This window comes from Agromyces sp. NPDC055658 (assembly GCF_053618155.1).
This window is the reverse complement of sequence record NZ_JBSHHD010000004.1, coordinates 1-25,735: the sequence shown is the minus strand read 5'-3', so window position 1 is coordinate 25,735 and position 25,735 is coordinate 1. Positions and strand designations below refer to the sequence as shown.

Sequence of the window (25,735 nt, the reverse complement as noted above, 5' to 3'; positions counted from 1 at the left end):
GAGCGGCGGCAGCGCGGGCGTCAGCCGAAGGGAATCGCCCCGACGAGCACGCCGACGACGAGCATCACGAGCGAGACGAGCGTCGCCCGCCACAGCACCTTCTTGTGGTGATCGCCGAGGTTGACGCTCGCGAGCGACACGAGCAGCAGGATCGCCGGCACGAGCGGGCTCTGCAGGTGCACGGGCTGGCCGATGACCGAGGCGCGCGCCATCTCGGCGGCGCTGATGCCGTAGGTCGAGGCGCTCTCGGCGAGGATCGGCAGGATGCCGTAGTAGAACGCGTCGTTCGACATGAAGAACGTCATCGGGATCGACAGCACGCCCGTGATGATCGCCAGGTACGGGCCGAGCGCCGGCGGCACGATGTCGACGACCCACTCGGCCATCGCCGTGACCATGCCGGTGCCGTCGAGCACGCCGACGAGCACGCCCGCGGCGAGCACCATCGACACGACGCCGACGATGCTCGGCGCGTGCGCGACGATCTCGGCCGACTGGTCCTTGAGCTTCGGGAAGTTCAGGATGAGCGCGAGCGCCGACCCGATCATGAAGACGAACGCGAGCGGCATGACGTCGAGCACGAGCAGCACCATCACCGCGACGGTGAGCGCGAGGTTGAACCAGATGAGCTTCGGCCGCAGCGTGGGCCGGTCGGGGTGCAGCATCGTGTCGGCCATCGCCGTGTCGCGCTCGTCCTCGGCGACGGCGACGGGCGCGGGCGTGCCCGACCCGCTCACGGTGACGATGTTCGTCGTGGCGAGGGTCGCCCGCGCGCCGACCGAGCCCTGCGCGCCGCGCACGAGCCGAGGCACCTTCATGCCGAAGCGACCCGCGCTCGTGCGGCCGTCGGCCGCGGCATCCGCCCATTCATCGATCATGACGTTCGAGGTGGCGAGCGTGCCCAGGCGCTTGCGCTCGGCAAGGCCCAGCATCCAGGCGAAGGCGAGCGCGATCGCGAGGCCCACGGCGAGCGACGGCAGCATCGGCACGAAGATGTCGGTCGGCGAGATCTTGAGCGCGGTCGCGGCGCGCACGGTCGGGCCGCCCCACGGCACGATGTTGAGCGTGCCGTTCATGAGGCCGGCGACGCACGTGAGCACGACCGGGCTCATGCCGAGCCGCAGGTAGATCGGCAGCATCGCCGAGGTCGTGATGATGAAGGTCGTGGAGCCGTCGCCGTCGAGCGAGACGGCACCCGCGAGAAGCGCCGTGCCGAGCACGACCTTCGCCGGGTCGTTGCCGAGCATGCGCGTGATGAAGCGGATGAGCGGATCGAACAGCCCGACGTCGATCATGATGCCGAAGTACATGATGGCGAACATGAGCAGGGCCGCGGTCGGGGCCATGCCGCCGATCGCCTCCATCACCATGTCGCCGATGCCGAGCCCGGCGCCCGCGAAGAGGCCGAAGATCGTGGGCACCACGATGAGGGCGACCATCGGCGTGAGCCGCTTGGTCATGATGAGGGCCATGAACACGAGGATCATGGCGAATCCGAGGATCACGAGCATGGTGACGTCCTTGTCAGTGAGCGCCCGCACGGGGCTGGTGGGTCTCGAGGAGCGTACGGACTGCGGAGGCCGGCCGGCCGATAACTCGCATTGCGCCGCGTTCTGCGCGTAGCGTTGGTTCTGCGCATTCTGCTCACGACGTGCCGGGCCGGATGCCTCGGGGCGCGTGCTTCGTCGGCCGACGATGCATCATCGGATCGCGCACCATCGGGCCGACGAGCGCGGAGGGAGCCGCATGAGGTTCACCACCCGCATGCTCGTGACCCAGCTCGCTGCCGCGGCGGCGGTGATCGCGGTGTGCGCGGCGGCGTTCGCGTGGATCGGCGTGCAGCAGCTGCGCACGGAGACGCAGTCGACCGCGCTCGCGATCGCGCGAACCGTCGCCTCCGACCCGCAGCTGCGGCGGGCGGTCGCCGAGTACGCCGGCGACGCCGAGCTGGACGCCGCGGTGCTCGCCGACGGCGAGGTGCAGCGGCAGGCGACGGAGATCGCCCGGCGCACCGGTGCGCTCTTCGTCGTCGTGGCCGACGACGACGGGCTGCGGCTCGCGCACCCCGATCTCGCACGGCTCGGTGAGCGGGTGAGCACCGAGTACGAGCGGGTGCTCGCCGGCGAGGAGATCGTCACCTGGGAGCGGGGCACCCTCGGCGAGTCCGCCAGGGCGAAGGTGCCGGTGTACCGGCCGGGCGCCGGCCCGACCGGTCTCGGCGGCGGGAGCGCCGGCATCGTCGGCGAGGTGAGCGTGGGGTTCGCCCCGGCCAGCGTCCTCGCCGAGGTGCCGGGGCTCGTCGCCGCGATCGCCGCGGCCGTCGCGCTCGCGTTCGGCGTGGCCGCGCTCGCCGCCTTCCTCATCCGCCGCCGGCTCGAACGGCTCACGCTCGGCGTGCAGCCCGAGGAGCTCGGCGCGCTGCTGCAGAACCAGGCGGCCGTGCTCGACGGCGTGAACGACGGGGTCGTCGCCGTCTCGGGCGACGGCGTCGTTCGCGCGGTGAACCGATCGGCGCGAGACCTGCTCGCGCTCGACGAGGCGGCGATCGGCCGCCCGCTCGCAGAGCTCGAGCTGCCGCCCGCGCTCGTCGAGGCCATCCGCCGGGGACTCGACGGCGAGCCGCTCGCGCTCGGCGAACTCGTCACCGCCGACCATGTCGGCTACGTCGAGGCGCGACGGGTGCGCCGCGGCGACCGCGACCTCGGGGTCGTCGCCGTCGTGCGCGACCGCACCGACGTCGTCGCGCTCGCCGAGCGACTCGACGCGGTGCGCACGGCCACCAACGCCCTGCGCGCCCAGCGGCACGAGTTCGCGAACCGCATGCACGCCGTGTCGGGGCTGCTCGCGGTCGGGCGGATCGTCGACGCCCAGGAGTTCCTCGCCGAGCTGTCGAGCCGCGGCGCCGTGCCCGAGGCGGCGGTCGAGGCGATCGACGACCCCTTCCTGCAGGCGCTCGTCGGAGCGAAGGCGGTCGAGGCCGCCGAGCGCGGCGTCGAGCTGCGGGTCGCCGACGACACCCTCCTCGTCGGCATCGTCGACGAGCCCGAGGACGTGGCCGCCGTGCTCGGGAACCTCGTCGACAACGCGGTCACCGCCGCGGTCGCGGGCGACGAGCCGAGATGGGTGGAGCTCTCGCTCCTCGACGACGGCGACACGCTCGCGGTGACGATCAGCGACTCGGGCCGGGGCGTCGCCGACCCCGAGCGGCTCTTCGCCGGCCGCGCCGACGACGGTGCCGACGATGCCGAGGACACCGACGAGGCCTCCGATCGGGTGCACGGCCGCGGCATCGGACTGCCGCTCGCGCGACGCTTCGCGCGCCGGCGGGGTGGCGATCTCTGGCTCGTCGATGCGGGCGGGGCGGGTCGTGGCGCCGTGTTCGCGGCCCGGCTGCCGGCCGTCATGCACCGGCGCCCGACGGGCGACGGAGACGAAGGAGAGGTGCGGTGATGACCGCAGACGTGCGGGTGCTCGTGGTCGACGACGACTTCAGGGTGGCGGGGATCCACCACGACCTCGTCTCGGCCAGGCCCGGGTTCGAGGCGCTGCCGCCCGTGCGCGACATCGCGTCGGCGCGCACCGCGATCCGCGACTGGCGGCCCGAGCTGCTGCTCGTCGACGTCTACCTGCCCGACGGCGACGGCATCGAGCTCGCCCGTGAGAGCGGGCTCGACCGGTTCGTGCTGAGTGCCGCGAACGACGCGGCGACGGTGCGTCGTGCCCTGCGCTCGGGGGCGCTGCACTACCTCGTGAAGCCGTTCGAGGCCCGCACCCTGCAGGAGCGTCTCGACGGGTACCTGCGGTACCGCAACCTGCTCGCGGTCGAGTCGCCGCTCGCGCAGGACACGATCGATCGGGCGCTCGGCGTGCTGCACGGTGCGGCGCCGACCTCGTCGCGCTCGGGCACCCAGCAGTTGATCCTCGACGCCCTGGCCGACGGCGGTGAGGCGTCGAGCGTCGAGGTCGCCGAGCGCGCGGGGGTCTCCCGCGCGACCGCCCAGCGGCATCTCGCCGAGCTCGCCGCGCGCGGCGCGGTCACGGTGTCGCTCCGCTACGGCAGCGCCGGCCGACCCGAGCACCGCTATCGCAGCGGCTCGAGCTGAGCCGACCCGCGCGTGCCCGCGCGCCGGCCTCATCCGCCCGGGTGTGCACTCCTGGCCCGAATCCGGGCGACGAGTGCACACTCGATGCGCTGTCTTCAGGGGTTGGGGTTCGTGGCCTTGCCGTCGAGCCAGAGCGTGTCGGTCGTGTCGCGATGCACGCCGTCGGTGCCGACGTGCTTGGTGCTGATCTGCGGGCCCTTCGTGATGACGTGCACGAGCGCCATCGCGTGGCCGCGGCCGAGGCCGTAGTCGTCGGCCAGCCACGTGACGATGGGGGTCGCCTTGGTGGTCTCGTCGAAGCCGCGCTCGCGCGCGAGCTCGACGAACTGGCGCGGCGTGAGGCCGGTCTTCGTCTCGATGTTGTCGAGGTAGGCCTGGAACGACATGGGGTTCTCCTTCTCGAGTGGTCGGCGTGCGGGGTGACTCAGTCCGATTCGTCGGCCCAGGTCTGCACGATCGTCTCGGCGGCGTGGATGCCGATGAGCTGCAGGCGCCCCTCGCCGACGTTCTTGAAACCGTGCCACACTCCGGCGGGCGCGGTGGCGGTGTCTCCGGCGCGGGCGATGAGCTCGGTGTCGCCGACGGTGATGCGCGCGGTGCCCTCGAGCACGATCCACGTCTCGCTGTAGGGGTGCCAGTGCAGGTCGGCGCCCTGGCCGGGCTCGTTGTCGACGAAGAAGTACGAGATGCGGGCGCCGTGCTCGAGGCCGACGAATCGGCGCGTGCGACCGGTGCCGATGCGGAGTGCGTCGGCCGGCACGACGACGGGCGTGACGGGCGGGGTCATGGTGGGCGTCAGGGTGATCTCGGCGGCGTTCATGCTCTGCTCCTCGGTTCGGTTCGGTTCGGTTCGGTTGGTCCGGTTCTGGGATGCCGCGGCGCGAGTCGCGGGGGCGGTGCTCGGGCCGATCGGGCGGTTTCGTCTGCGAACAGCCTCGGCCCGCGGCATCCCGTCGCTGTAGTGTTTCGATGTGGATCGAAACTTCGTCGAGTTCCGGCTGGCCCCGGGCGACATCTCGGCGATCCGGTTCGGGATCTCGCCCGGTCACGAGCTCAGTCACGCGGTGCGCGTGCTGCAGCGGCCCGAAGCCCACCCGCTGCAGTGGGGATGGCTCCGCGCGGTGCGCGGCCGCGTGCCCCGAGAGGCGTTCGAACTGCTCGCCGTGGTGATCGGCGTCGACGGGTACATGCCCGACTTCCTCACCTCGGAGCCGGGCTGGGACCTCGAACCCGAGGAGGAGGCGGCCAGGATGCGCGTCGCGCCCGTCGAGCCGATGCTCGTCGACCTCAACAAGATGGTCGCGCGGTCGGAAGGCGCGCGGCAGCAGGCGATCCGGCGCATGATCGACGAGCCCGAGCGGGCGCGTGCGATGATCGCCGACGCGTGGAGCGAGGTGTGGGCGGCGGTGCTCGCGCCCGTGTGGACGCAGCTCGAGCGGCTGCTGCGGGCCGACATCGCGGTGCGTTCGCGGCGCATCGCGACCGCCGGGGTCGGGGCGATGGCCGGCGAGCTGCATCCCTCGGTGAGCTGGAGCGACGACGCCGTGCGGGTCGAGCTGCGCCTGCATCGCGAGGCGCTCGACTGCCGGGGGTCGGGGCTCGTGCTCGTGCCCTCGGTGATGTCGTCGTTCGGGTGCATGGTGCTCACCGAGCCGCCCGCGCAGCCCACCGTGTTCTACCCGGCGCGCGGCGTCACCGAGACGTGGGCGCGCGACCCGGCGTCGACCGCGGCGGCGCTCGGAGCGCTCATCGGGGCCGCGCGCGCAGAGATCCTGCTCGGGGCGCACACCGCGCGCACGACCTCGCAGGTCGCCGCCGACGTCGGGCTCGCGGTCTCGACCGCCTCGCATCATCTCGGCGTGCTGCGGGAGGGCGGGCTCATCGCCTCCGCCCGCGACGGCGCCCGCGTGATGCACCTGCGCACGCCGCTCGGCGAGGCGCTCGTGGGGGCGATGCTCTGAGCCGCGGCTACACGGCCGCCTCGTCGACCCAGCGGAGCACGCGGAGGGCGCGCAGCGTGTTCCAGCGGCTCGGCTCGCCCTCGGGGGCGTCGAGCGCGAAGTACACCTCGCCGTGCCACGGCTGCCCGGCGAGCCAGCGGCCGTCGTCGCCGCGTTTCGAGAGCAGCAGGTCGACGGCGTCGGCGACACGCGCATCGGGCGCGTCGCCCGCCGAACGGAAGTGGTCGAGCGCTCGCAGCACGTCGTAGAACCAGTAGGTCGGGAACGAGAAGTTGCGGTATCGGGGGAGCACGATCTCGCCGGTCGAACGCCGCCGGAACAGGTTGCGGTCGAGCAGGTACTCCTCGCCGCGACGGCGGGCCGCGGTCACGGCCGCGAGGTCGGCGGTGGGCGCCGCGGCGCCGTCGGCGACGGCCCCCGTGCCCGTGCCGCCCGTGACCGCCTGCTCGTACCGGAGCAGCCCCTCGAGCACGCAGAGGGTCGAGTCGAACGACGACCGCTCGGACTCCTCGCGGGGTTCGCAGTTCCAGCCGCCGTCGGGCAGCTGCTCGTCGAGCAGCCGCGCGATGATGCGGTCGCTGCCGGCGCCGAGCACGCCGAAGTACGCGCCGGCGGCGAGCACGCCGCCGTTGATGCACTCCTCGACCTCGCCGTGGAAGAACGGCAGGTCACCCCAGTAGTGCCACGTGACGCCGTCGCGCACGCGCGCGATCGCACGACGAACCGGCGGTGCCTCGGGTTCGACGCCGAAACGGTGCAGCGACTGCAACGACCACATGACGCTGCGGCGGTCTCCGTCTTCGCCGTACTCATCGTCGTTCCAGTACCCGCGGTCGTCTTGCAGGGCCAGCAGGCGCGCGCCCCAGCCCTCGGTCGCGACCCTCGAGCGCTCGGCGGCGGCGCCCTCGGCGTCGCCCTGCAGATCGTGCAGCACCTGCCAGCGGATCGCCGGGTCGGCGTCGAGCAGCCAGTCGATGACGTCCATGCGGTCATCTTGGCCGCAACCGCCGACAGCCGCCAGCGGTTGCGGACGCCTCGCGGGCGGGCTCATCGTCGAAGGCGGGGGTGCGCCGCTGCGAGACTGGCTGCATGCTCCCTGCCGCACCTGCGCTTCCCGTCGACCTCGATGTCCGCGGGGATCGCTACACCCTCCGCCGCGCCACCCGTCACGACCTGCCGGCGCTCGTCGCGATGACCGCCGCCGATTCGCTGCGTCGCGACGACGACAGCTCCGACCCCGAGCGCTTCGCGCGCTACGAGCGGGGCTTCGAGGCGATCGACGCCGACCCCGCCAACACGCTCGTCGCGGTCGACGATGCCGCCGGCCGCTTCGTCGGCACGATGCAGCTCACGATCATCCCCGGGATCTCGCGCGGCGGCGCCTTCCGCATGCAGATCGAGGCCGTTCGCGTCGCCGACGACCTGCGCGGCCGCGGCGTCGGCAGCGCGATGATCAGCTGGGCGGTCGACGAAGCGCGCGCGAGCGGCGTGGCGCTCGTGCAGCTCACCTCCGACGCCCGCCGGGTCGACGCGCACCGCTTCTACGAGCGGCTCGGCTTCGCGGCATCCCACGTCGGGTTCAAGTTGTTCACCTCGGCCTGACGATGACGGATGCCTCGGGTCGATGCCCGAGGCATCCGCCATCGCTGCGGGTGGAGCGAAGCGTCAGGCGGCCGGTCCGAGGTCGCGCATCGGGTTGCCGGCCGTCGGGTTCGCGGGCTTCACCTTGCGGCGCTCGCCGCCCACCACGACGGTGACGTTCGACATGTTCGGCGCACGGTCGGCCACGACGTCGTACGAGACGACCTCACCGTCCTTCCACTCGCAGCTCACCGAGTAGCCGCCGCGGGCGCGCAGCCCCGTGAACGACCCCGACGCGGCCCAGTCGGCGGGCAGCGCCGGCAGCAGTCGGATGACGCCGTCGTGGCTCTGCAGCAGCATCTCGGCGATCGCGCCGGTGATGCCGAAGTTGCCGTCGAGCTGGAACGGCGGGTGGTTGCACCACAGGTTCGACAGCGTGTTGTAGGTGAGCAGGCCGCGCACCATGACGCCGGCGCGCTCGGCGTCGCCGAGGCGGGCGAAGAGCGCGGTGCGCCAGGGCCACGTCCACGAGCGCCGGCTGTCGCCGGACACGGTCGCCGCGGTGAACGGCACGCCCTCCTTCTCGCCGCAGCGGGCCTTGAGCGACACGAGCGCCGCCGCCGCGAGCTCGGGCGAGGCCGCCGTGATCTGCCGGCCCGGGTACACCGCGAAGAGGTGCGAGGTGTGGCGGTGGATGTCGGTCGGGCTGTCGCGGTCGGTCTGCCACTCCTGCAACTGGCCCCAGCTGCCGATCTTGTTGGGCGCGAGCCGCGACTGCAGGTCGGCGACGGTCGCCCGGTACTCGGCGTCGACGTCGAGGGCGTCGGCGCAGTCGAGGTAGTTCTGGAACAGGTCCCAGATGATCTGCTGGTCGTACATCACGCCGTCCTCGCGCGGGCCGTGCTCGGGCGACCAGCCGTCGGGCGCCACCAGGCTGCCGTCGGGCAGTTCCTTGAGGCGGTCCTGCCAGAACTCGCAGATCTCCTTGATCATCGGATAGGCGACGTCGCGCAGGTACGTCTTGTCCTGCGTGAACGCCCAGTGCTCGTACACGTGCTGCATGTACCAGGCACTCGCGACCGTGTTCCACTCCCACGAGTTGCCGCCGAAGATGCTCTGCGAGGTGCGGGCGGTCCAGCCGCGGGTGTCCTCGCCGAACGCGTTGCGCGTCGCGACCCGGCTCGGCACCGCGACCTGCTGCACGAACGCGATGAGCGCCTCGTGCGCCTCGGGCAGGTCGGTCGTCTCGGCGCCCCAGTAGTTCATCTGGACGTTGATGTTGGTGTGGTAGTCGCTCGCCCACGCGGGCTGGTTCGAGTTGTTCCAGAGGCCCTGCAGGTTGGCGGGCAGGCCGCCCGGCCGCGACGAGCTCAGCAGCAGGTAGCGTCCGAAGTCGTACATCGACTGCTCGAGCGTCGGGTCGGACTCGCCCGCCCCGTAGCGTGCGAGGCGCGTCGTGGTCGGCAGCGCCAGCACCGAGGCCTCCGTCTCGCCCCATTCGACCGCGGCACGCGACATGAGCTTCGAGACCTGGGCGACGTGCTCGTCGTGCAGGTCGTCGAAGCTGCGCCCGCCCGCCGCCTCGAGGGCGGCGTCGATGCCCGGCTGGGGCGCGGCGCCGCGCCACCCGTCGGCGGCGCTGAGCTTGTAGTCGGTGCGCGCGTCGAGGTGGAGCGTGATGACCGAGGCGCCCGACACCCGCAGGCCCCCGCCGTCGGCCGTCACCTCGCCGTCGGTCTCGGCGATGCGCACCGTCGCCGCGTGGCTGAGGTCGTTCGCCATCGTGCCCGCGAAGCCGATGCGCCGTGCCGCGGCGTCGACCGACGTCGGCGAGTTCTCCTGCTCGGAGGCGAGGGTGATCGTGCCCGTCAGCGCGCCGGCGGTGTCGCTCGTGTAGCGCAGCACGACCACGTCGGCGTCGCGGCTCGCGAACGCCTCGCGCAGCACGGTGCCGCCGACGGTCGCGAAGTGCGCGGTGTGAACGCCGACCGTGGGGTCGAGTGCGCGCCGGTACCCGACCACGTTGCGCTGTCCGCGCGTCGAGTAGCCGCTGCCCGTGAACGCGACGCCCGCGAGGCGGAACGCCCCGGGCGACGTGAACGTGAGGCGGTACCGGGTGTAGGCGGTCGAGTTCGCGAACGTGAAGGCCTTCGCCTCGCCGCGGGCGGCGAACGCGACGCCCGACTTCGTGTCGAGGGTCTTCCACGCGAGCCCGTCGTTCGAGGCGTCGAGCACCCAGTCGCGCGGATCGGCTCCGGGTGCGTCGGGTCCGCTCGTCAGCACATACCCCGTGAGGGCTCGCTTCGCGACGAGCTCGAGCTGCCATGCGGCACCCGACCCGGCGTCGGCGACCTGCCAGACGGTGGACGCCTCGCCGTCGACGCTGCCCACGAGGGAATCGGCGTGGCCCGTCGGCGACGACACGTAGACGCTGCCGCCCGCCGCCAGCTCGACGCCGCCGAGCCCGATCTCGGACACCTGGAAGTGGCTCACCCCCGCCTTCGGCACGAAGTCGACGCGGTAGAAGCGGTAGGCGGTCGTGTTCTGGATCTCGTAGGTCTTCGTCTGGAAGCGCTGCTCGAACGGTGCGCCGGTGCGGCTGTCGAGCGTCGCCCACGTGCCGCCGTCGTTCGAGCCGAGCACCCGCCATTCCTGGGGGTCGCGGGCGGGCACGTCGTTCGCGCTCGTGAAGCTGTACGACGAGACGACGGCGGCGCTCGGCAGTTCGGCCTGCCAGAGCACGTGCGCCGGCGGACCGTCGATGCACCACTTCGTCTGCGGGTTGCCGTCGTAGCTCTTGTCGACGTCTTCGGCGCCCCAGATCTTGTAGGGGCCGCCGGGCGCGGTGACCTTGGGTCGTGCGCCGAACGCGATCGTGAGGGTGCCGAAGTCGCGGTACGAGCCGAAGCCGGTGACGCTCGTGTCGTACGCGCCGTCGGGCTTGCCGGCGAGGGCGTTGTCGTAGTCGTTGAGCCCGCCCCAGAGGCTCTGCTCGTTGAACTGCACGACCTCTTCGTCGGGGTTGCCGAAGAGCATCGCACCGAGGCGCCCGTTGCCGATCGGCAGCGCCTGCGTCTCCCAGTCGGTCGCGGGGGTGCCGTACCAGAGCGCCTTGGGCGAGAGGTCGGGAACGGGGATGCCTCCGCCTGCGGCGGCCGCCGCTCGGCCGCCGATCAGTGCGGCGGCGGGCTGGGCGGCGAGGAACTGGGGCACGAGCGGGGCCAGTGCGACGAGCCCGCCGAGCTGCAGGGCGCGTCGGCGCGGAATCTCGCGTTGGAGCATCGGGGAACCTCCGGAGCATCATTGATCTGGTGTTTGGTGGGGTAGTGCTCGACGTTCAGACGCAAACGGTGAGACTGGACCCATCCTGCCCGATTAAAGATCCGATGTATAGCCGCTGATTCTTCGACGAGTTCGAGCGAGTGCTGTCAGGTGAGGGCCCGCGCCATCAGCGCGACGAGCGCCGGGTCGAGCGTCGGCGCGGTCGCGAGCGAGACGACCCGCGAGAGTTCGAGGCCCGTGACCTCGAGCACGGCCAGGTCGTCGCGCTCGGGCGGCAGCGCGAGTTCGGGCACGAGGGCCACGCCGAGGCCGGCCGCGACGTACTCGACGACGACGCGGTAGTCGTCGCTGCGCGGCCCGATGGCCGGGTCGAAGCCCGCCCGCAGCGCCGCGGCGCGGAACCCCGCGTCGATCGGATCGTCGTCGTGGGTGCCGATCACCCAGCGTTCGCCCGCGAGATCGCGCAGCTGCACGCGGTCGGCGGCGGCGAGGGGATGTCGCGACGGGATCACGAGTGAGAAGCGTTCGGTGAACAGCGGGGTGCTGGCATGGCCGGGGGCGGCACGAGGCGCCTCCCCGGGGGCGGTGTACACGACCGCCGCGTCGAGGTCGAGCCGGTCGAGCGCCGCCTCGACCACGTCGAGCTCGGCCTCGGTCACGTGGGCGACGAGGCCCGCGCTGTCGAACGCGGCGACGAGTGCGGGCAGCAGGCGTGCGGCCGCGGTGGGGAACACGCCGAATCGCACGGTCCGCCGGGCGTCGTCGAGGGCGCCTCGGACCTCGTCGAGCGCCCGGTCGGTGCGCTCGAGGATCGCCGCGGCGTGCGGCAGCCACAGCCTGCCGGCGACGGTCAGCCGGGTGCCCGCCGCCGAACTCGCGACGACCGGCGCGCCGGTCGCCCGTTCGAGCCCGCCGAGGTGGTGCGCGACGGTCGGCTGGCTCCAGCCGAGCTCGCGCGCGGCGGCGGCGACCGAGCCCTGATCGGCGATGGCACGGAGTGCGCGCAGCTGGCGCAGGTCGATCACGCTCGCTCCGATCTTCGATGATCAATATGTCATATTGATGATTACAGAAGAATCGCTATTCCGTATTGAATTCCGAGCGGGAACGATGGAAGCATGCCCACGCCCTATGCCGACGCCGTCGCCCGCTATGCCGAAGACGACCGCGCCCGGGTCTACGTGCCCGGCCACGCGGCCGACCCCGACGCCGCTCCCGCTCTCACCGGATGGTTCGGGGCCGAGCTGCTGCGCCGCGACGTGCCGCCGCTGCTCGCCGGCATCGACAAGGGACCCGGCAACCCGCTCGCCGAGTCGCTGGCGCTCGCCGCACGCGCGTGGGGCGCCCGTCGGACGTGGTTCCTCACGAACGGCGCCTCGCAGGGCAACCGCATCGCCGCACTCGCCCTCGGCGCCTACCGCGATGCTGCGGCCCCGGTCGTCGGCCAGCGGAGCGCCCACTCGTCGTTCATCGACGGCGTCATCCTCGCCGGGCTCTCGCCCCGCTTCGTCGCGCCCGCGATCGACCCGCGGCTCGGCATCAACCATGGGGTGTCGCCCGCCGCCCTGCGCGCCGCGCTCGCCGGCGTCGAGTCGCCGAAGGGCGTCTACCTCATCTCGCCGAGCTACTTCGGCGCGGTCGCCGACGTCGCCGCCCTCGCCGACATCGCCCATGCCGCCGGCGCGCCCCTCATCGTCGACGCGGCATGGGGCGCGCACTTCGGCTTCCACCCCGACCTGCCCGAGAACCCGCTGCGGCTCGGTGCCGACCTCGTCATCTCGAGCACGCACAAGCTCGGCGGCAGCCTCACCCAGTCGGCCATGCTGCACCTCGGCGGCGGGCCGTTCGCCGACGACCTCGAGCCGCTCGTCGAGCGCGCCTTCATGCTCACCCAGTCGACGAGCGCGAGCGCGCTGCTGCTCGCCTCGCTCGACCTCGCCCGCGAGACCCTCGAGACGGGCCATGGGCGCATCGCCGCCTCGATCGCCGCGGCCGACCGCCTGCGCGACGAGATCCGGACCCGCGGGCGGTTCGGCATCGTGAGCGACGGATTCGGCGACTTCGACGACATCGTCGACGCCGACCCGCTGCGCGTGTCGATCGACGTCGCCCGCGGCGGCCTGCACGGGCACACCGTGCGCGACCGCCTCGAGCGCGAGGGCGTCTCGTTCGAGATCTCGACCGACTCGTGCGTCGTCGCCGTGCTCGGGGCCGGCGTGGTGCCCGACGTCGACCGCATCGCCGGGGCGCTGCATGCGATCGTGCCCGAGCGGGCCGCAGGCGAGGCATCCGAGCCGCTCGTCGCCACGGGTGGGCCGGCCGCGGTCGGCGCGTCGACCGGCGCCCCCGAACCGGCGCAGGTGCGGGATGCGAGGCCCATCGTCGCGCTGCCGTCACCGGGACCGCTCGCGATGCTGCCGCGCGAGGCGTTCCTGGCGCAGGGCGAGCCGGTACCGGTCGCCGCCGCGATCGGGCGGGTGTCGACCGACGCGCTCGCCGCCTATCCGCCGGGCATCCCCAACGTGCTGCCGGGCGAGGTCATCACGGCCGAGGTCGTCGAGTTCCTGCAGCGCATCGCCGCGACGCCGGGCGGGTACGTGCGCGGCGCGGTCGATCCGACCCTCGCGACCCTGCGGGTCGTGCGCGGGGCGACGGGCGCCGACGCCACCGGCCATGCGGTCGCGGCGTCGCCCGCCGACTGCGCCCTGTCGCTCGTCAGCTGACGTCGCGTCGCGCGACCTCGAGGCCGAGCCACTCGGCGAGCGATGCGATCTCGTCGTCGACCGCTCGCCGCGTCGCGCGATCGAACGGCACGTCCTCGTGCACGGCGTTCACGACGAGCACCCCGGCCGCACGATCGGCCTTGGCGTCGAGCTTGCCGACGAGACGGTCGCCCGCGAGGATCGGCAGCGCGTAGTAGCCCCACCTCCGCTTCGCAGCCGGCTTGTACATCTCGAGGGTGTACTCGAAGTCGAAGAGCTGCAGAGCGCGCTTGCGATCGTAGATCAGCCGGTCGAACGGCGACAGCAGCGCGGTGCGCCCCTCGAACGGCGGGCCGGATGCCTCGTCGCGGAGTTCCTCCAGCAGCACCGGGTCGACCCGCCACTCGCCCGGAACGCCGTCGACGACCGCGGGCTCGCCGGTGATCCCGACGTCGATCGGTTCGAGCGGCATCTTCGTGCTCTTGGCCCGCGCGATGCCGAGCGACGACAGTCGCCGGGCATTGCGCTCGGCCGTCGCCGCCTCGACGGTGAGCGCGCGGCCGTTCGCCGCTTCGGCGGTCGGGTAGACCCGCTCCGCGAGCGTCCACAGCCGCTCGCGGCCCTGCCGGCCCGCGATCGCGACCTCGCCCCGCAGGGCGAGGAACTCGAGCATGCGCCCGACGTTGCGATCGTGGGTCCACCCGGTCGACTCCCACGGCACCGCCGACGTGTCGGGGATGTCGCGCGACGGCAACGGCTCCCTGGCGCCCTCGAGGAGCTTCAGGACGTCACGACGGAAGTCGTCGTTCTGCTCGAGCCAGGTGCGGGAGCGCGGCCACTCGGGAAAGGACGCCATCTCGGGCCGCAGCAGTTCGAGGGCGTCGATCGGCCGGATGAGGGCGTCGAGCTCGAAGAGCGTGCGGTCGTGCTCGAGCGCCTCGACGAGGTCGCTCGGCCGGTAGGAGCCGCCGAGCCGGCTCCATGCGACGAGGTCGGCGTTCGGCGCGATCGCCGCGGTCGGGTCGATCTGCAGCAGGTCGAGGTCGCGCACGAGGCCGACGAGATCGGTCGGCCGGGTCGCCTCGAGCCGTTGCGCCCGCACCGCGAGGCGCCGCGCCGTGGTGGGGTCGAGTCTGTGCGGGGCACCCGTCGTTCCGGTCATCCGAGATCGAGCCGCATGATCACGCGGGGGTGGCCCGAGAGCACCGAGGTCGTGTCGGAGACCTTCGTGAACCCGGCCTCTTCGAAGACCGCGCGAGTGCCCACGTAGGCCATCGTGAGGTCGACCTTCTCGCCGCGGTTGTCGACCGGGTAGCCCTCGATCGCGGGCGCGCCGTTCGCGCGGGCGAAGTCGACCGCGCCGGCGAGCAGGTGGTGCACGAGCCCCTGCTTGCGGTGGCCCGGGCGCACCCGGAAGCACCACACCGACCAGACGTCGACGTCGTCGACATGGGGGATGCGCCGGTTCTTCGCGAAGCTCGTGTCGGCACGCGGATGCACCGCCGCCCAGCCGACCGGCTCGTCGCCGTCGTAGGCGAGCACGCCCGGTGCCGGATCTTCGGCGCACAGCTCGCGCACGCGGGCCGAGCGGTCGGGCTCGCGCAGCGCGACGTTCTCTTTCGACGAGAGCAGCCGGTAGCTGAGGCAGAAGCACACGTTGGACGTCGGCTTCTTCGGGCCGATGACCGCGGCCACGTCGTCGAACACCGTCGCCGGTCGCACCTCGATCGCCATGGCTCCACTGTGCCAGAGGCCGCCGACGTTCGGCGATGACGGTCCCATCGGCCGGGGGTAGACTCGGCGACCGTGAATCGTGCTGACCTGCCCGCGATCGCTCGCGGGCGTGAGGGGGTATCGGGCGCCGTGCGCGCCGCGATGAGATGACCCCGCCCGCGGTCCATGGCGCCAGGCGCCTGGGCCGCCGACGGTCGCGCCCGGAAGCGCCGCGGCCGTCGTCGTCTCGAGTCAGCAGGCCGCCCGAGCGGGCGGCGAACAGAACAGGTTCCGATTCCCATGCGTCCCATCACCGACGCGCAGATCCGCGCGTCCTTCGTCAACGCCACCGTCCGCGAGCGCAACACGCTCACCCTGCCCGCCGATTTCGCCGAGCTCGACTGGGAGCGCCGCGACTTCCTCGGCTGGCGCGACCGCAAGCTGCCGAACGTCGCCTACGTCGTCGCCGAGGTCGACGGCGAACTCGTCGGCGTCATGCTGAGGCGCGCCGAGGGTCGCATGCGCTCCCGGCCCCAGTGCGCCTGGTGCGAAGACGTGCACCTGCCGAACGACGTGCTCTTCTTCGTCGCGCGTCGAGCCGGCCAGGCCGGCCGCAAGGGCGACACGGTCGGCACGCTCGTCTGCGCCGACTTCCAGTGCTCGGCGAACGCCCGCAAGCGCCCGCCGACCGCCTACGTCGGCTTCGACGTCGAGGCGGCCCGCGAACGCCGCGTCGAGACGCTGCGCCAGAACGTGCTCGGCTTCATCCGCGCCGTCGGCGCGGGCGAGGGCTGAGCGACCTCTCTCCGAGGCCGGCTCCTCCGATGCGTCGGGTGAGCCGGTCCGGCGGGCGGCTCAGGAGGGCCGCCGGTCGAGCACGAGCGTCGCGAGCAGCACCTCGAGCGACGCCTGCACGCGTTCATCGGTCCACGCGCCGGGGTCCTCGATCGCCTTGACCTCGTAGCCGCGGCAGTACAGGTAGAGGATGTCGGCGATGTGCGCGGCCTCGTCGTGATCGACCGGCTCGCCGCCCTGCGCGATGTGCTCGGCGCCCGCGAGGAACTTGCCGTACGTGGCATCCGTGACGCCCCGCACGACCTCGTAGGCGCGGCGGTTCGCACCGCGCACATCGGCGATGACCTCGATCCACAGGCTCCGCAGCACGTTCTCCTCGGGGGAGGAGGTGCACATCCACCGGGCGAGCGCCGCGAGCCGCTCGACGCCGACGAGGTCGCCGAGGTGGGCCGCGCGCTCCTCGTCCCACTGCCCGCGCGCCTGCTCGAGGGCGTTCGCCATGAGGTGGGCCCGCGACGGCACGTAGTTCGTGATGAACGCGGTCGAACGGCCGAGACGTTCGGCGACGGCGCGCAGGGTCACGGCGCGGGTTCCGCGCTCCCGCGCGATCTCGACGGTCGCGCGGGCGATGTCGGCGAGCCGTTCGTCGTGGTCGACCTCGATCGGCACGGGCCCTCCCTCCGCTGGCTCGATGCTCGTTTGACAGCCTGCCATGGCGAGGGTACGTTTCAAAACACTGTTGTACAACACGCCGATATCTCGCTCCTCGAACGGGATGTCTCGGCCGGCCGCCGCTCGCGGCCGCACCCTCGACGGAGAGATGGAGCACACCTCGCATGACGGTCAACGGCGGCGTCTCGTTCTGGCTGCAGCAGGTCGGCGTGCCGACCCCCAGGCCGGCCCTTCCCGGCGACCTCGACGTCGACGTCGCGATCGTCGGCGGCGGCTACACCGGGCTCTGGACGGCGTATTACCTGAAGCGCGACCAGCCCGACCTCCGCGTCGCGGTGCTCGAACGCCGGTTCGCCGGGTACGGGGCCTCGGGGCGCAACGGCGGCTGGCTCACGAACTCGGTGACGGGCGGCCGCGGCCAGTACGTCTCGTCGCACGGCCGCGACGCCGCGATCGCCCAGCAGCGCGCGCTCAACGCGACCGTCGACGAGGTGATCGCCGTCGCGGCCGCCGAGGGCATCGACGCCGACATCCACAAGGGCGGTGAGTTCGAGGTCGCGCTCAACCCGGCGCAGCTCGCACGACTGAAGGCGGCCGCCGCCGAAGAGCAGTCGTGGCCCGCGACCGACGTCGAGGTGCTCGACGCGAAGGCCGCCGCCGCCCGCATCAACGTCGCCGGCGTGCAGGGCGGCATCTGGCACCCGCACTGCGCGCGCATCCACCCCGCGAAGCTCGCGCTCGGGCTCGCCGGCGCCGTCGAGCGACTCGGCGTCGCGATCTACGAGGGCACGACCGTCACCGAGATCGTGCCGGGCGAGGCGCGAACCGACCACGGCACCGTGCGGGCGCCGCACGTGCTGCGCGCGACCGAGGGCTTCACGCCCGACCTGCGCGGCGAGCACCGCACGTGGCTGCCGATGAACTCGTCGCTCATCGTGACCGAGCCGCTCGCTCCGGCGGTCTGGGACGAGATCGGCTGGAACGGCCGCGAGACCCTCGGCGACTTCGCCCACGTCTACATGTACGCGCAGCGCACCGCCGACGACCGCATCGCCTTCGGCGGGCGCGGGGTGCCGTACCGCTACGGCTCGCACGTCGACCAGGACGGCGAGACCCAGCTGCGCACGATCGAGAGCCTCACCGCGCTGCTCAACCGCTTCTTCCCCCAGACGGCCGGCGCCGCCATCGACCACGCGTGGTCGGGCGTGCTCGGCGTGCCGCGCGACTGGGCGGCGACCGTCGGGCACGACCGGGCGACCGGGCTCGGCTGGGCCGGCGGCTACGTCGGCACGGGCGTCACCGCGACGAACCTCGCCGGCCGCACGCTGCGCGACCTCGTGCTCGGCGACGACACCGAGCTCACCCGCCTGCCGTGGGTCGGCCACCGCGCGCGCAAGTGGGAGGTCGAGCCGCTGCGCTGGCTCGCCGTGCAGGCGATCTACGCGGCCTACCACGCCGCCGACCGCGGCGAGCAGCGCGGACGCGCCACGACCTCGCCGATCGCGAAGGTCGCCGACCTCGTCGCCGGCCGCTGAGGCGCGACGAACCACCACAGGAGGACACCATGAGCGATCTGCCCGCCGCCACGTCGACCGTCGCGGGGCTCGCCGCGCTCGCCCGCGACCTCGGCCCCGCCGCGCCGAAGCCCACCGCCCTGACGGAGGGCGTGCTCGAGGCATCCGGCTCGCTGTGGGAGGTGCCGGGCGTCGACGTCGGGTACTGGGAGTGCACCCCCGGCCGGTTCTCCGCCACCCGCGAGGGCTACACCGAGGTGTGCCAGTTCCTCTCCGGCCGCGTGACGATCGAGGTCGACGGCGAGGAGCCGGTGACGTTCGGCGCCGGCGACACGCTCATCACCCCGAGCGGCTGGCGTGGGGTGTGGGACGTGCATGAGACCGTGCGCAAGCTCTACGTCGTCATCGACGACCGCCGGCCGGCCGAGTAGCGCGAAGCGCATGGCCGGTCCGCCGCCCGTCGGACCGACCCGATACGGTCGGGCTCATGCAACCCTTCACGATCTCCGTGCCCGACGACGTGCTCGACGACCTGCGCGCACGGCTCGCCCGCACGCGCTTCACGACCCCGAGCGCGTCGGCGTGGGGCGCCGGGGTCGACCCCGCCTACCTCGCGTCGCTCGTCGCCTACTGGGCGAACGACTTCGACTGGCGCGCCGCCGAGGCGCGCCTCAACCGCTCCCCGCAGTTCATCGACCGCGGGCAGCACTTCGTGCACCTCCGTCGCGACGCAACCAGGCCGCCGGTGCTCCTCGCCCACGGCTGGCCGAGCAGCTTCATCGAGATGCTGCCGCTCGCCGAGCTGCTCGACGTCGACGTCGTGATCCCGTCGCTGCCGGGATTCCTCTACTCCGAGCTCGTCGACGGCCCGCTCACGAGGGCGGCGATCGCCGAGACCTTCCACGCGCTCATGACCGAGACGCTCGGCTACGAGCGGTACTTCGCGTTCGGCGGCGACATCGGCGGCGCGGCCTCGAGCTGGCTCGCGACCATGTACCCGCACGAGGTCGCCGGCCTGCATATGATCCACGGGCCGTTCCCGGCCGCCTTCGACGCCTCGCCGATCACGCCCGCCGAGCAGGCGTTCTTCGACGCCGAGGCGGCGTACGACGAGGGCGACGAGGGCTACAGCTCGATCATGGCCACCCGCCCCGACACGATCGCCGCCGCGCTCGCCGACTCGCCGGCAGGGCTCGCCGCGTGGATCGTCGACAAGTACCGCGACTGGAGCGACTGCGGCGGCGACGTCGAGTCCCGGTTCGACCGCGACGCGCTCTGCACGATCCTCACGCTCTACTGGGCGACCGGGTCGATCGGCACCTCGTTCCGGCAGTACATCGACTACCCGCACAACGCGACCCGCCCGAACATCACGGTGCCCGTCGCAGTCACCCTCAGCAGCGAGCCGGGCATGCGGGGCTTCCCGCGGTCGATCGCCGAACGCGCCGCGACCGACCTCCGGCAGTACTCCGAGCCGGGCCGCGGCGGGCACTTCCTCGCGTTCGAAGAGCCCGAGCTCGTCGCCGACGAGCTCGGCGCGTTCATGCGGTCGGTGGGGTAGCCGCGGTCGGATGCCTCGGCGCGCGCCGCTCGTCGTCGAGGCGTCCGCGGGTCAGCGCGCGAGCGCGCGCAGCTGCAGCCACGCGGCCAGCCGCTCGTCGGCGTTCTCGAGTCGCACGCCGTGCGTCTCGACGACCCGGCGCAGGCGATGTCGCACGGTGTTCTCGTGCACGCCCAGGCGTTCTGCCGCCTGCGCGACGTTGCCGAAGCACTCGAGCCACACGAGCAGGGTCTCGGCGACGGCCCGCGTCGACGCCGACCCGTGCAGGGCGTCGAGCCCGGGATCGCGCAGTTCGACACCGTCGGCGAGCAGCTCGGCGACGCGGTCGACGACGAGCAGCGGCCGCAGGCTCGCCGCGCTGACGATGCGGCGCCCGGATGCCGCGTCGCGCCCCGCGACGTCGAGCAGCCGGTCGGCGAGCTCGCGGACCCCCGCGACATCGCCGGATCGGTGAGCCGGCCCCGTGACCGCGATGCGAGCGCCCTCGCCGACGAGGCGGTCGACGAGCGGCAGCAGCGGTTCGGCGAGGGCCGTCGCCTCGTCGACGGTGCGCGCGGCGAACAGCGCGTAGACGCGTGAGCGATGGGCGACGGCCACGGCGTCGGGCCGGTGCAGCACGAGGTGGCGGATGACGGTCGAACGGAGCTGGGCGATCGCGGTCGGGCCCGCGCTCGGCACCTCGAAGGCGAGCAGCGCGGCGCCGCGCTCCTCGTCGATGCCGAGCTCGGCGAACTCGGTGCCGGTGAGGTCGATGCCCGTGAGCAGGGTGCGCAAGCGGTCCTCGCGCGGTCGCTGGTCGGTCGCGTGCGCGCGGAGGTCGTCGAGCAGGTGAGCGCCGGCGAGGGCGCTCGCACGCCGCATCCGCTCGTCCTGCTCGGGGCTCACCGGCCCCTCGCCCGAGGCGTCGATCGCCCAGATGCTGCCGAGGGGCAGTGCACCCGCACGAATGGCGAACGCGACCCGCGGCTCCTCGTCGCCGAGCCGCGGGTACTTGATCGGGCGATCGGAGCGCAGCACGGTGCGGTACTGGTCGTCGTTGTAGGGGGAGGCCGGCACCTGCCGGGCCAGGATGCCGTGGGTGCGGAGCGTGTCGATGAGCTGGCCGGGCACCGACGAGTAGGCGAGGATGTTCCGGCTGAGGTCCTCGATCGCGACCGAGCCGCCGAAGGACTCGGCGAGCTCGTTGGCGATCGCGAAGAGCGGTTCGGCGCCGCGCTGCGGAGCGGCGAGCGGCGTCTCGGCCTCGCCGAGCAGGCGAGTGAGCTGCGCATCGAGCAGCCGCCAGCTGATGCGGTCGGCGATGCGCACGAGGGGGAGGCCCGTCGCCTCGACGATCGCCGCGAGGGCGGGCACCCGCTCGGCGCTGCACTTGAGGGCGAGGCCGGCGGCGCCGTGCTCGGCGGCGCCGGTGGCGAGCGCGGCGATGCGCGAGGTGCTGAGCGACGCGGTCGACGGCGCGAGCAGCAGGGTCGACGAGACTTCGCCGAACTCCTCGGCGGTGTCGACGAACTCGGTGCCCGTCACGGCGATGCCGGGTGCGGGCGGCCCGATGGGCGTCACGGTGCGCGGTCCGAGCTGGTCGACGAGCTCGGCGAGCGTCACCTGCGGGTGCGGTGGGCGCTCGATTGGAGAAATACCTGCATCCACACCGCAAAGCTATCCGAGATCGACAACCAACGGTGAACGAGATCTTCCTAGGCTGGCCACCGCGACGGCGACGGCGCCGCGCGAAGGAGGAACGATGACCGCGAACCGTCCAGCCCCTGCGGGCACCCGCCTCGGGGAGCTCTGGCGCATCCTGCCGGAGGAGTCGACGGCGAGCGCCGACGGCGTGCTCGAGATCGGCGGGGTCGCCGTCACCGAGCTCGCGGAACGGTTCGGCACGCCGCTGCACGTCTACGACGAGCAGGGGTTGCGCCGCCAGATCCGCCGCTTCGTCGAAGGGCTCCGAGACCGCTGGCCGAACTCCGAGGTGCTGTTCGCCTCGAAGTCGCTGCCTGCCGTCGGCATGTACCGGCTCGCGCACGAGGAGGGCCTCTCGATCGACATCGCAGGCGGCGGCGAGCTGCGGCTCGCGCTCGCCGCGGGCGTCGACCCCGAGCGCCTCTACTTCCACGGCAACGCGAAGACCGACGCCGAGCTCCGGCTCGCCCTCGACGCCGGCATCGGCGCGATCATCGTCGACAACGACGACGAGCTCGATCGGCTCGAGCGACTGCTCGACCGTCCACAGCGGCTCCTGCTCCGCGTCATCCCGGGCGTCGAGGCGAAGACGCACGCCTCGCAGGCGACGGGCGGACTGAACTCCAAGTTCGGGCTGCCCATCGACCAGGCCGCCCGGGCGATCGCGCGCATGCAGGCGCACCCGCTGATGGAGTTCGAGGGCGTGCACCTGCACATCGGCTCGCAGATCCTGGACGTCGCGCAGTTCGGCGAGGCGGTCGAGAAGATCTCGAGCGTCGGCACGTTCGGCACCTACGACGTCGGGGGCGGCCTCGGCATCGCCTACACGTACGACGAGGAGGCGCCGGAGGTCGCCGACTACCTCGACGCGATCGTCGCCGCAGCGCGGGCCCACCTGCCCGCCGACGCGAAGCTCATGATCGAGCCGGGCCGCTCGGTCGTGGCGCGCGCCGGCGTCACGCTCTACCGGGTGACGACCGTCAAGCGCACGGGCCGCACGTTCGTCGCGGTCGACGGCGGGCTCGCCGACCAGATGGACATCGCGCTCACCCAGCAGCGCTACGAGGCCGTCGTCGCCGACCGGCTGCTCGAGCCCTGGACGGAGTCCGCGCAGCTGGTCGGACGCCAGTGCGAATCGGGCGACCTCCTCGTCGACGGCGCCGCCCTGCCGGCCGCGCAGGTGGGCGACCTCGTCGTCATGGCGGCGACCGGCGCCTACGCCTACACGATGTCGAACAACTACAACGGCGCCCTCAAGCCCGCGATCGTGTTCGCGAGCGCGGGCGACGCCCGCCTCGTCACCCGCCGCGAGACCTACGACGACCTGCTCGCCACGCACGCGCCGGCCATGGCCGACGCATTCGTCTGAGGCATCCCCGACCGATCACCCCACCACGACAAGGAAGTCACCGATGATCACACGCACCACCCTCCTGCTCGGCGCGACGGCCGTCGCCGTCGCCCTCGCCCTCACCGGCTGCTCGGGAGCCTCCGGCTCCGGGGCTGAGGCCGCAGCCGGCCCCGACCTGCCGGCCGGCGACGAGGTCTCGACGACCGTCGACGAGTCGCTGACCGACCTGCTGCCCGACGACATCGTCGAGAAGGGCCGCATCGACGTCGCCGTCGACATCCCCTACCCGCCGATGGCGATGTACGGCGACGACAACCGCGAGATCGGCTTCGACCCCGAACTGGCGCGCCTCCTCGGCCAGAAGCTCGGCATCGACGTGTCGCTCAACAAGCAGGCCTTCGACTCGGTCATCCCGTCGCTGCAGGCCGACAAGAACGACCTCATCATGAGCGGCATGAACGACACCCCCGAGCGCGAGGAGACGCTGAGCTTCGTCGACTACACGTACGGCGGCTTCGCGATCGTCGTGCCCGAGGGCAACCCGAACGGCATCGGCACCCAGCAGGACCTGTGCGGCATGACGGTGTCGATCCAGAAGGCGACGGCGCAGGGCGAGATCCTGCGGTCGATGGACTGCGACGGCGACCCGGTCAACGTCACCGAGCTGCCGAGCGACCTCGACGCCCAGACGGCATTGCGCGCGGGAAAGAGCGACGCGTACGTCGCCGACGCCCTCGTCGCCGGCTACGTCGCCGACACCGTCGAGGGCGGTGACGCCTTCGACATCGTGCAGGACCCCGAGAACCCCGCCGGCTTCAGCCCGGTGTACAGCGGCATCGGCATCCTGAAGGACGAGGCCGAGCTCGTCGAGGCCGTGCGCCAGGCGCTGCAGGCGCTCATCGACGAGGGCACCTACCAGCAGGTGCTCGAGCGCAACAGCCTCGCCGACTACGGCGTGGAGGCCGCCGAGGTGAACCAGGGCGGCGAGGGATGACGGCCGTGGAGGCGCGGGGCGTCGCGCTCGCACCAGAGGCCACCGACGATGACGTCCGGGCCATCCCGCTCCGTCGTCCGTGGCGATGGATCAGCGCCGCCGTCGTGCTGCTGCTCGCCGCCGGGTTCGCGTACTCGGTGCTCACGAACCCGAACATCGACTTCGCGGCCATCGGCCAGTTCCTCGTCGACCCCCGCATCATCGACGGCGTCTGGCTGACGCTCCTCATCACGCTCGTCGCGATGGTCGTCTCGACGGTGCTCGCCGTCGTCATCGCGGCGATGCGGCTCTCGTCGAACCCCGTGCTGTCGAGCGTCGCGTGGTTCTACGTGTGGGCGTTCCGCGGTACCCCGCTGCTCGTGCAGATCGTGCTGTGGGGCTACCTCGGCCTCCTCTACGAGAAGCTCTCGATCGGCATCCCGTTCACCGACATCGTGTTCTGGCAGGCCGACACCAACCTGCTGATCACCGCGATGGTCGCCGGCATCCTCGCACTCACGCTCAACCAGGCGGCCTACTCCTCGGAGATCGTGCGAGCCGGCATGATCTCGGTCGACGAGGGGCAGCGCGAGGCGGCGTACTCGCTCGGCATGTCGCCGCTCTACACGTTCCGCCGGGTGCTGCTGCCGCAGGCGATGCGCGTGATCATCCCGCCCATGGGCAACGAGACGATCTCGATGCTCAAGAACACCTCGCTGCTCTCGGTCATCGCCGTGCTCGAGATCTACACGCAGGCGACGGTGATCTCGTCGCAGAACCTCAAGCAGGTGGAGCTGCTCATCGTCGCGAGCATCTGGTACCTGCTCATGACGAGCATCCTCTCGGTTCCGCAGTACTACCTCGAGCGGCGGTTCGGACGCGGCTCGAGCCGCAACCTGCCGCCGACGCCGTTCCAGCGCCTGCGCCAGGCGTTCGCATCGCGCCGGCCCGGCCCCGCGCCCGCGCCGGAGACGAAGGCGGTCAGCGCCGTATGAGCACCATCACCACCACCCGGACCGCGCAGGACGCCGCAGTGGACGCCCGCCCCCTCGTCGAGATCCGCCGCGTGCGCAAGAGCTTCGGCGCCCACCAAGTGCTGCGCGACGTGTCGCTCGCCGTGCCCGAGGGCACCGTGACCGTGCTGCTCGGCCCGTCGGGCTCGGGCAAGTCGACGCTGCTGCGCTGCATCAACCACCTCGAGTCGATCGACGGCGGCCGCATCATCGTCGACGGCGAGCTCATCGGCTACCGCCAGGCCGGGCACGACATCCACGAGATGACGCCGAAGCAGATCGCCCGCCAGCGGCGCGAGATCGGCATGGTGTTCCAGCGGTTCAACCTCTTCCCGCACATGACGGCGCTCGAGAACATCGTCGAGGCACCGGTCGGCATCGCCGGCATGCCTCGGGCGAAGGCCCGCGCGAAGGCGACCGAGCTGCTCGACCGGGTCGGCCTCGCCGACTTCGCGGGGCACTACCCGGCGCAGCTGTCGGGCGGGCAGCAGCAGCGGGTCGCGATCGCCCGGGCGCTCGCGATGGGGCCGAAGCTCATGCTGTTCGACGAGCCGACCTCGGCGCTCGACCCCGAGCTCGTCGGCGACGTGCTCGACGTCATGCGCGAGCTCGCGAACGACGGCATGACGATGATCGTCGTCACGCACGAGATCGGGTTCGCGCGGGGCGTCGCCGACCAGGTCGTGTTCATGGACGGCGGCGTCGTGGTCGAGGCGGGCCGCCCCGAGGACGTGATCGACCGGCCGCAGCGGCAGCGCACGCGCGACTTCCTGGAGAGCGTGCGCTAGGGGAGCGCCGCCAGGAGGGCTCGGGCGACCGGCCGCGAGGGGG

The 25,735-nt window shown here is 72.4% G+C and carries 23 protein-coding genes; 13 read left to right on the top strand and 10 right to left on the bottom strand.

The window, feature by feature from the left end; genetic code table 11:
- Nucleotides 1-20 precede the first annotated feature (20 nt).
- Entirely contained in the window at nt 21-1,511 is a 1,491-nt protein-coding gene (locus ACWGPE_RS03185) for a CitMHS family transporter (RefSeq protein WP_275506324.1), read from the bottom strand.
- Between the two features lie 235 nt (nt 1,512-1,746).
- Between ACWGPE_RS03185 and ACWGPE_RS03180 the strand changes: the two genes are divergently transcribed.
- Nucleotides 1,747-3,450: an ATP-binding protein gene (locus tag ACWGPE_RS03180; protein ID WP_452048141.1), complete on the top strand. Its 1,704-nt coding sequence runs from the start codon at nt 1,747-1,749 to the stop codon at nt 3,448-3,450.
- Nucleotides 3,450-4,103 (top strand): response regulator, encoded by a 654-nt coding sequence (locus tag ACWGPE_RS03175; protein ID WP_231432390.1) that lies wholly within the window; start codon nt 3,450-3,452, stop codon nt 4,101-4,103. The genes ACWGPE_RS03180 and ACWGPE_RS03175 overlap by 1 nt, the downstream gene beginning before the upstream one ends.
- 95 nt (nt 4,104-4,198) lie before the next feature.
- On the opposite strand, the gene ACWGPE_RS03170 is transcribed toward ACWGPE_RS03175, so the two are convergent.
- Nucleotides 4,199-4,489 (bottom strand): DUF4287 domain-containing protein, encoded by a 291-nt coding sequence (locus tag ACWGPE_RS03170; RefSeq protein WP_231431980.1) that lies wholly within the window; start codon nt 4,487-4,489, stop codon nt 4,199-4,201.
- A 38-nt stretch (nt 4,490-4,527) separates the two neighbouring features.
- Nucleotides 4,528-4,923, bottom strand: a complete 396-nt coding sequence (locus tag ACWGPE_RS03165) for a cupin domain-containing protein (protein WP_231431979.1) — start codon at nt 4,921-4,923, stop codon at nt 4,528-4,530.
- A 151-nt stretch (nt 4,924-5,074) separates the two neighbouring features.
- Here ACWGPE_RS03165 and ACWGPE_RS03160 point away from each other — a divergent pair, with 151 nt between their 5' ends.
- Nucleotides 5,075-6,064 (top strand): ArsR/SmtB family transcription factor, encoded by a 990-nt coding sequence (locus ACWGPE_RS03160; protein WP_231431978.1) that lies wholly within the window; start codon nt 5,075-5,077, stop codon nt 6,062-6,064.
- 7 nt (nt 6,065-6,071) lie between these two features.
- On the opposite strand, the gene ACWGPE_RS03155 is transcribed toward ACWGPE_RS03160, so the two are convergent.
- Nucleotides 6,072-7,049 (bottom strand): hypothetical protein, encoded by a 978-nt coding sequence (locus tag ACWGPE_RS03155; protein ID WP_376930982.1) that lies wholly within the window; start codon nt 7,047-7,049, stop codon nt 6,072-6,074.
- A 104-nt stretch (nt 7,050-7,153) separates the two neighbouring features.
- On the opposite strand from ACWGPE_RS03155, the gene ACWGPE_RS03150 reads away from it, so the two are divergent.
- Entirely contained in the window at nt 7,154-7,666 is a 513-nt protein-coding gene (locus tag ACWGPE_RS03150) for a GNAT family N-acetyltransferase (protein ID WP_452048140.1), read from the top strand.
- A gap of 63 nt (nt 7,667-7,729) precedes the next feature.
- Here ACWGPE_RS03150 and ACWGPE_RS03145 read toward each other — a convergent pair whose 3' ends face one another.
- Entirely contained in the window at nt 7,730-10,927 is a 3,198-nt protein-coding gene (locus tag ACWGPE_RS03145) for a glycosyl hydrolase family 95 catalytic domain-containing protein (RefSeq protein WP_452048139.1), read from the bottom strand.
- Between the two features lie 146 nt (nt 10,928-11,073).
- Nucleotides 11,074-11,952 (bottom strand): LysR family transcriptional regulator, encoded by an 879-nt coding sequence (locus tag ACWGPE_RS03140; protein WP_452048138.1) that lies wholly within the window; start codon nt 11,950-11,952, stop codon nt 11,074-11,076.
- A gap of 93 nt (nt 11,953-12,045) precedes the next feature.
- On the opposite strand from ACWGPE_RS03140, the gene ACWGPE_RS03135 reads away from it, so the two are divergent.
- Nucleotides 12,046-13,650, top strand: a complete 1,605-nt coding sequence (locus ACWGPE_RS03135) for an aminotransferase class I/II-fold pyridoxal phosphate-dependent enzyme (protein WP_452048137.1) — start codon at nt 12,046-12,048, stop codon at nt 13,648-13,650.
- Here ACWGPE_RS03135 and ACWGPE_RS03130 read toward each other — a convergent pair.
- Nucleotides 13,643-14,791, bottom strand: a complete 1,149-nt coding sequence (locus ACWGPE_RS03130; RefSeq protein WP_452048136.1) for a DNA glycosylase AlkZ-like family protein — start codon at nt 14,789-14,791, stop codon at nt 13,643-13,645. The two genes, ACWGPE_RS03135 and ACWGPE_RS03130, sit on opposite strands and share 8 nt — an antisense overlap.
- Nucleotides 14,788-15,363 (bottom strand): GNAT family N-acetyltransferase, encoded by a 576-nt coding sequence (locus ACWGPE_RS03125; protein WP_275506331.1) that lies wholly within the window; start codon nt 15,361-15,363, stop codon nt 14,788-14,790. Before ACWGPE_RS03125 ends, ACWGPE_RS03130 begins: the two co-directional genes overlap by 4 nt.
- A 279-nt stretch (nt 15,364-15,642) precedes the next feature.
- Between ACWGPE_RS03125 and ACWGPE_RS03120 the strand changes: the two genes are divergently transcribed.
- On the top strand, nt 15,643-16,137 hold the full coding sequence (locus ACWGPE_RS03120; protein ID WP_231431971.1) for an FBP domain-containing protein: 495 nt from the start codon (nt 15,643-15,645) through the stop codon (nt 16,135-16,137).
- 60 nt (nt 16,138-16,197) lie between these two features.
- On the opposite strand, the gene ACWGPE_RS03115 is transcribed toward ACWGPE_RS03120, so the two are convergent.
- The gene (locus ACWGPE_RS03115) at nt 16,198-16,806 is read right to left on the bottom strand and encodes a TetR/AcrR family transcriptional regulator (RefSeq protein WP_231431970.1); all 609 of its coding nucleotides are present in this window, start codon (nt 16,804-16,806) and stop codon (nt 16,198-16,200) included.
- A 167-nt stretch (nt 16,807-16,973) separates the two neighbouring features.
- On the opposite strand from ACWGPE_RS03115, the gene ACWGPE_RS03110 reads away from it, so the two are divergent.
- The 3 genes from ACWGPE_RS03110 to ACWGPE_RS03100 are packed head-to-tail and all read left to right on the top strand — an operon-like array spanning nt 16,974 to nt 19,884.
- Nucleotides 16,974-18,344: an NAD(P)/FAD-dependent oxidoreductase gene (locus ACWGPE_RS03110; RefSeq protein WP_452048135.1), complete on the top strand. Its 1,371-nt coding sequence runs from the start codon at nt 16,974-16,976 to the stop codon at nt 18,342-18,344.
- Between the two features lie 29 nt (nt 18,345-18,373).
- Nucleotides 18,374-18,754, top strand: a complete 381-nt coding sequence (locus tag ACWGPE_RS03105) for a cupin domain-containing protein (RefSeq protein WP_452048134.1) — start codon at nt 18,374-18,376, stop codon at nt 18,752-18,754.
- A gap of 56 nt (nt 18,755-18,810) precedes the next feature.
- Nucleotides 18,811-19,884 carry an epoxide hydrolase family protein gene (locus tag ACWGPE_RS03100; protein ID WP_452048133.1) on the top strand — a complete coding sequence of 358 codons (1,074 nt, stop codon included), beginning with the start codon at nt 18,811-18,813 and terminating at the stop codon, nt 19,882-19,884.
- A 51-nt stretch (nt 19,885-19,935) separates the two neighbouring features.
- Here the strand turns inward: ACWGPE_RS03100 and ACWGPE_RS03095 are convergent, their stop codons facing one another.
- Entirely contained in the window at nt 19,936-21,531 is a 1,596-nt protein-coding gene (locus ACWGPE_RS03095) for a PucR family transcriptional regulator (RefSeq protein ID WP_452048132.1), read from the bottom strand.
- A 94-nt stretch (nt 21,532-21,625) separates the two neighbouring features.
- On the opposite strand from ACWGPE_RS03095, the gene lysA reads away from it, so the two are divergent.
- Genes lysA through ACWGPE_RS03075 form a run of 4 tightly spaced genes read left to right on the top strand, consistent with a single transcriptional unit; the run spans nt 21,626 to nt 25,692 of the window.
- Complete coding sequence (lysA, locus tag ACWGPE_RS03090) at nt 21,626-22,936, top strand: diaminopimelate decarboxylase (protein WP_231431965.1); 1,311 nt, start codon at nt 21,626-21,628, stop codon at nt 22,934-22,936.
- A 43-nt stretch (nt 22,937-22,979) separates the two neighbouring features.
- A complete protein-coding gene (locus ACWGPE_RS03085; protein ID WP_452048131.1) occupies nt 22,980-23,912 on the top strand; it encodes an ABC transporter substrate-binding protein in 933 nt (310 codons plus the stop codon).
- On the top strand, nt 23,909-24,886 hold the full coding sequence (locus ACWGPE_RS03080; RefSeq protein ID WP_231431963.1) for an amino acid ABC transporter permease: 978 nt from the start codon (nt 23,909-23,911) through the stop codon (nt 24,884-24,886). Before ACWGPE_RS03085 ends, ACWGPE_RS03080 begins: the two co-directional genes overlap by 4 nt.
- On the top strand, nt 24,883-25,692 hold the full coding sequence (locus ACWGPE_RS03075; protein WP_231431962.1) for an amino acid ABC transporter ATP-binding protein: 810 nt from the start codon (nt 24,883-24,885) through the stop codon (nt 25,690-25,692). The genes ACWGPE_RS03080 and ACWGPE_RS03075 overlap by 4 nt, the downstream gene beginning before the upstream one ends.
- Nucleotides 25,693-25,735 lie beyond the last annotated feature (43 nt).

Excerpts from the sequence above, each read along its gene's own strand:
- ACWGPE_RS03185 (WP_275506324.1), bottom strand. The coding sequence starts at position 1,511 with ATGCTCGTGATCCTCGGATTCGCCATGATCCTCGTGTTCATGGCCCTC.
- ACWGPE_RS03180 (WP_452048141.1), top strand. The coding sequence starts at position 1,747 with ATGAGGTTCACCACCCGCATGCTCGTGACCCAGCTCGCTGCCGCGGCG.
- ACWGPE_RS03175 (WP_231432390.1), top strand. The coding sequence starts at position 3,450 with ATGACCGCAGACGTGCGGGTGCTCGTGGTCGACGACGACTTCAGGGTG.
- ACWGPE_RS03170 (WP_231431980.1), bottom strand. The coding sequence starts at position 4,489 with ATGTCGTTCCAGGCCTACCTCGACAACATCGAGACGAAGACCGGCCTC.
- ACWGPE_RS03165 (WP_231431979.1), bottom strand. The coding sequence starts at position 4,923 with ATGAACGCCGCCGAGATCACCCTGACGCCCACCATGACCCCGCCCGTC.
- ACWGPE_RS03155 (WP_376930982.1), bottom strand. The coding sequence starts at position 7,049 with ATGGACGTCATCGACTGGCTGCTCGACGCCGACCCGGCGATCCGCTGG.
- ACWGPE_RS03150 (WP_452048140.1), top strand. The coding sequence starts at position 7,154 with ATGCTCCCTGCCGCACCTGCGCTTCCCGTCGACCTCGATGTCCGCGGG.
- ACWGPE_RS03145 (WP_452048139.1), bottom strand. The coding sequence starts at position 10,927 with ATGCTCCAACGCGAGATTCCGCGCCGACGCGCCCTGCAGCTCGGCGGG.
- ACWGPE_RS03135 (WP_452048137.1), top strand. The coding sequence starts at position 12,046 with ATGCCCACGCCCTATGCCGACGCCGTCGCCCGCTATGCCGAAGACGAC.
- ACWGPE_RS03130 (WP_452048136.1), bottom strand. The coding sequence starts at position 14,791 with ATGACCGGAACGACGGGTGCCCCGCACAGACTCGACCCCACCACGGCG.
- ACWGPE_RS03125 (WP_275506331.1), bottom strand. The coding sequence starts at position 15,363 with ATGGCGATCGAGGTGCGACCGGCGACGGTGTTCGACGACGTGGCCGCG.
- ACWGPE_RS03120 (WP_231431971.1), top strand. The coding sequence starts at position 15,643 with ATGCGTCCCATCACCGACGCGCAGATCCGCGCGTCCTTCGTCAACGCC.
- ACWGPE_RS03110 (WP_452048135.1), top strand. The coding sequence starts at position 16,974 with ATGACGGTCAACGGCGGCGTCTCGTTCTGGCTGCAGCAGGTCGGCGTG.
- ACWGPE_RS03105 (WP_452048134.1), top strand. The coding sequence starts at position 18,374 with ATGAGCGATCTGCCCGCCGCCACGTCGACCGTCGCGGGGCTCGCCGCG.
- ACWGPE_RS03100 (WP_452048133.1), top strand. The coding sequence starts at position 18,811 with ATGCAACCCTTCACGATCTCCGTGCCCGACGACGTGCTCGACGACCTG.
- lysA (WP_231431965.1), top strand. The coding sequence starts at position 21,626 with ATGACCGCGAACCGTCCAGCCCCTGCGGGCACCCGCCTCGGGGAGCTC.
- ACWGPE_RS03085 (WP_452048131.1), top strand. The coding sequence starts at position 22,980 with ATGATCACACGCACCACCCTCCTGCTCGGCGCGACGGCCGTCGCCGTC.
- ACWGPE_RS03080 (WP_231431963.1), top strand. The coding sequence starts at position 23,909 with ATGACGGCCGTGGAGGCGCGGGGCGTCGCGCTCGCACCAGAGGCCACC.
- ACWGPE_RS03075 (WP_231431962.1), top strand. The coding sequence starts at position 24,883 with ATGAGCACCATCACCACCACCCGGACCGCGCAGGACGCCGCAGTGGAC.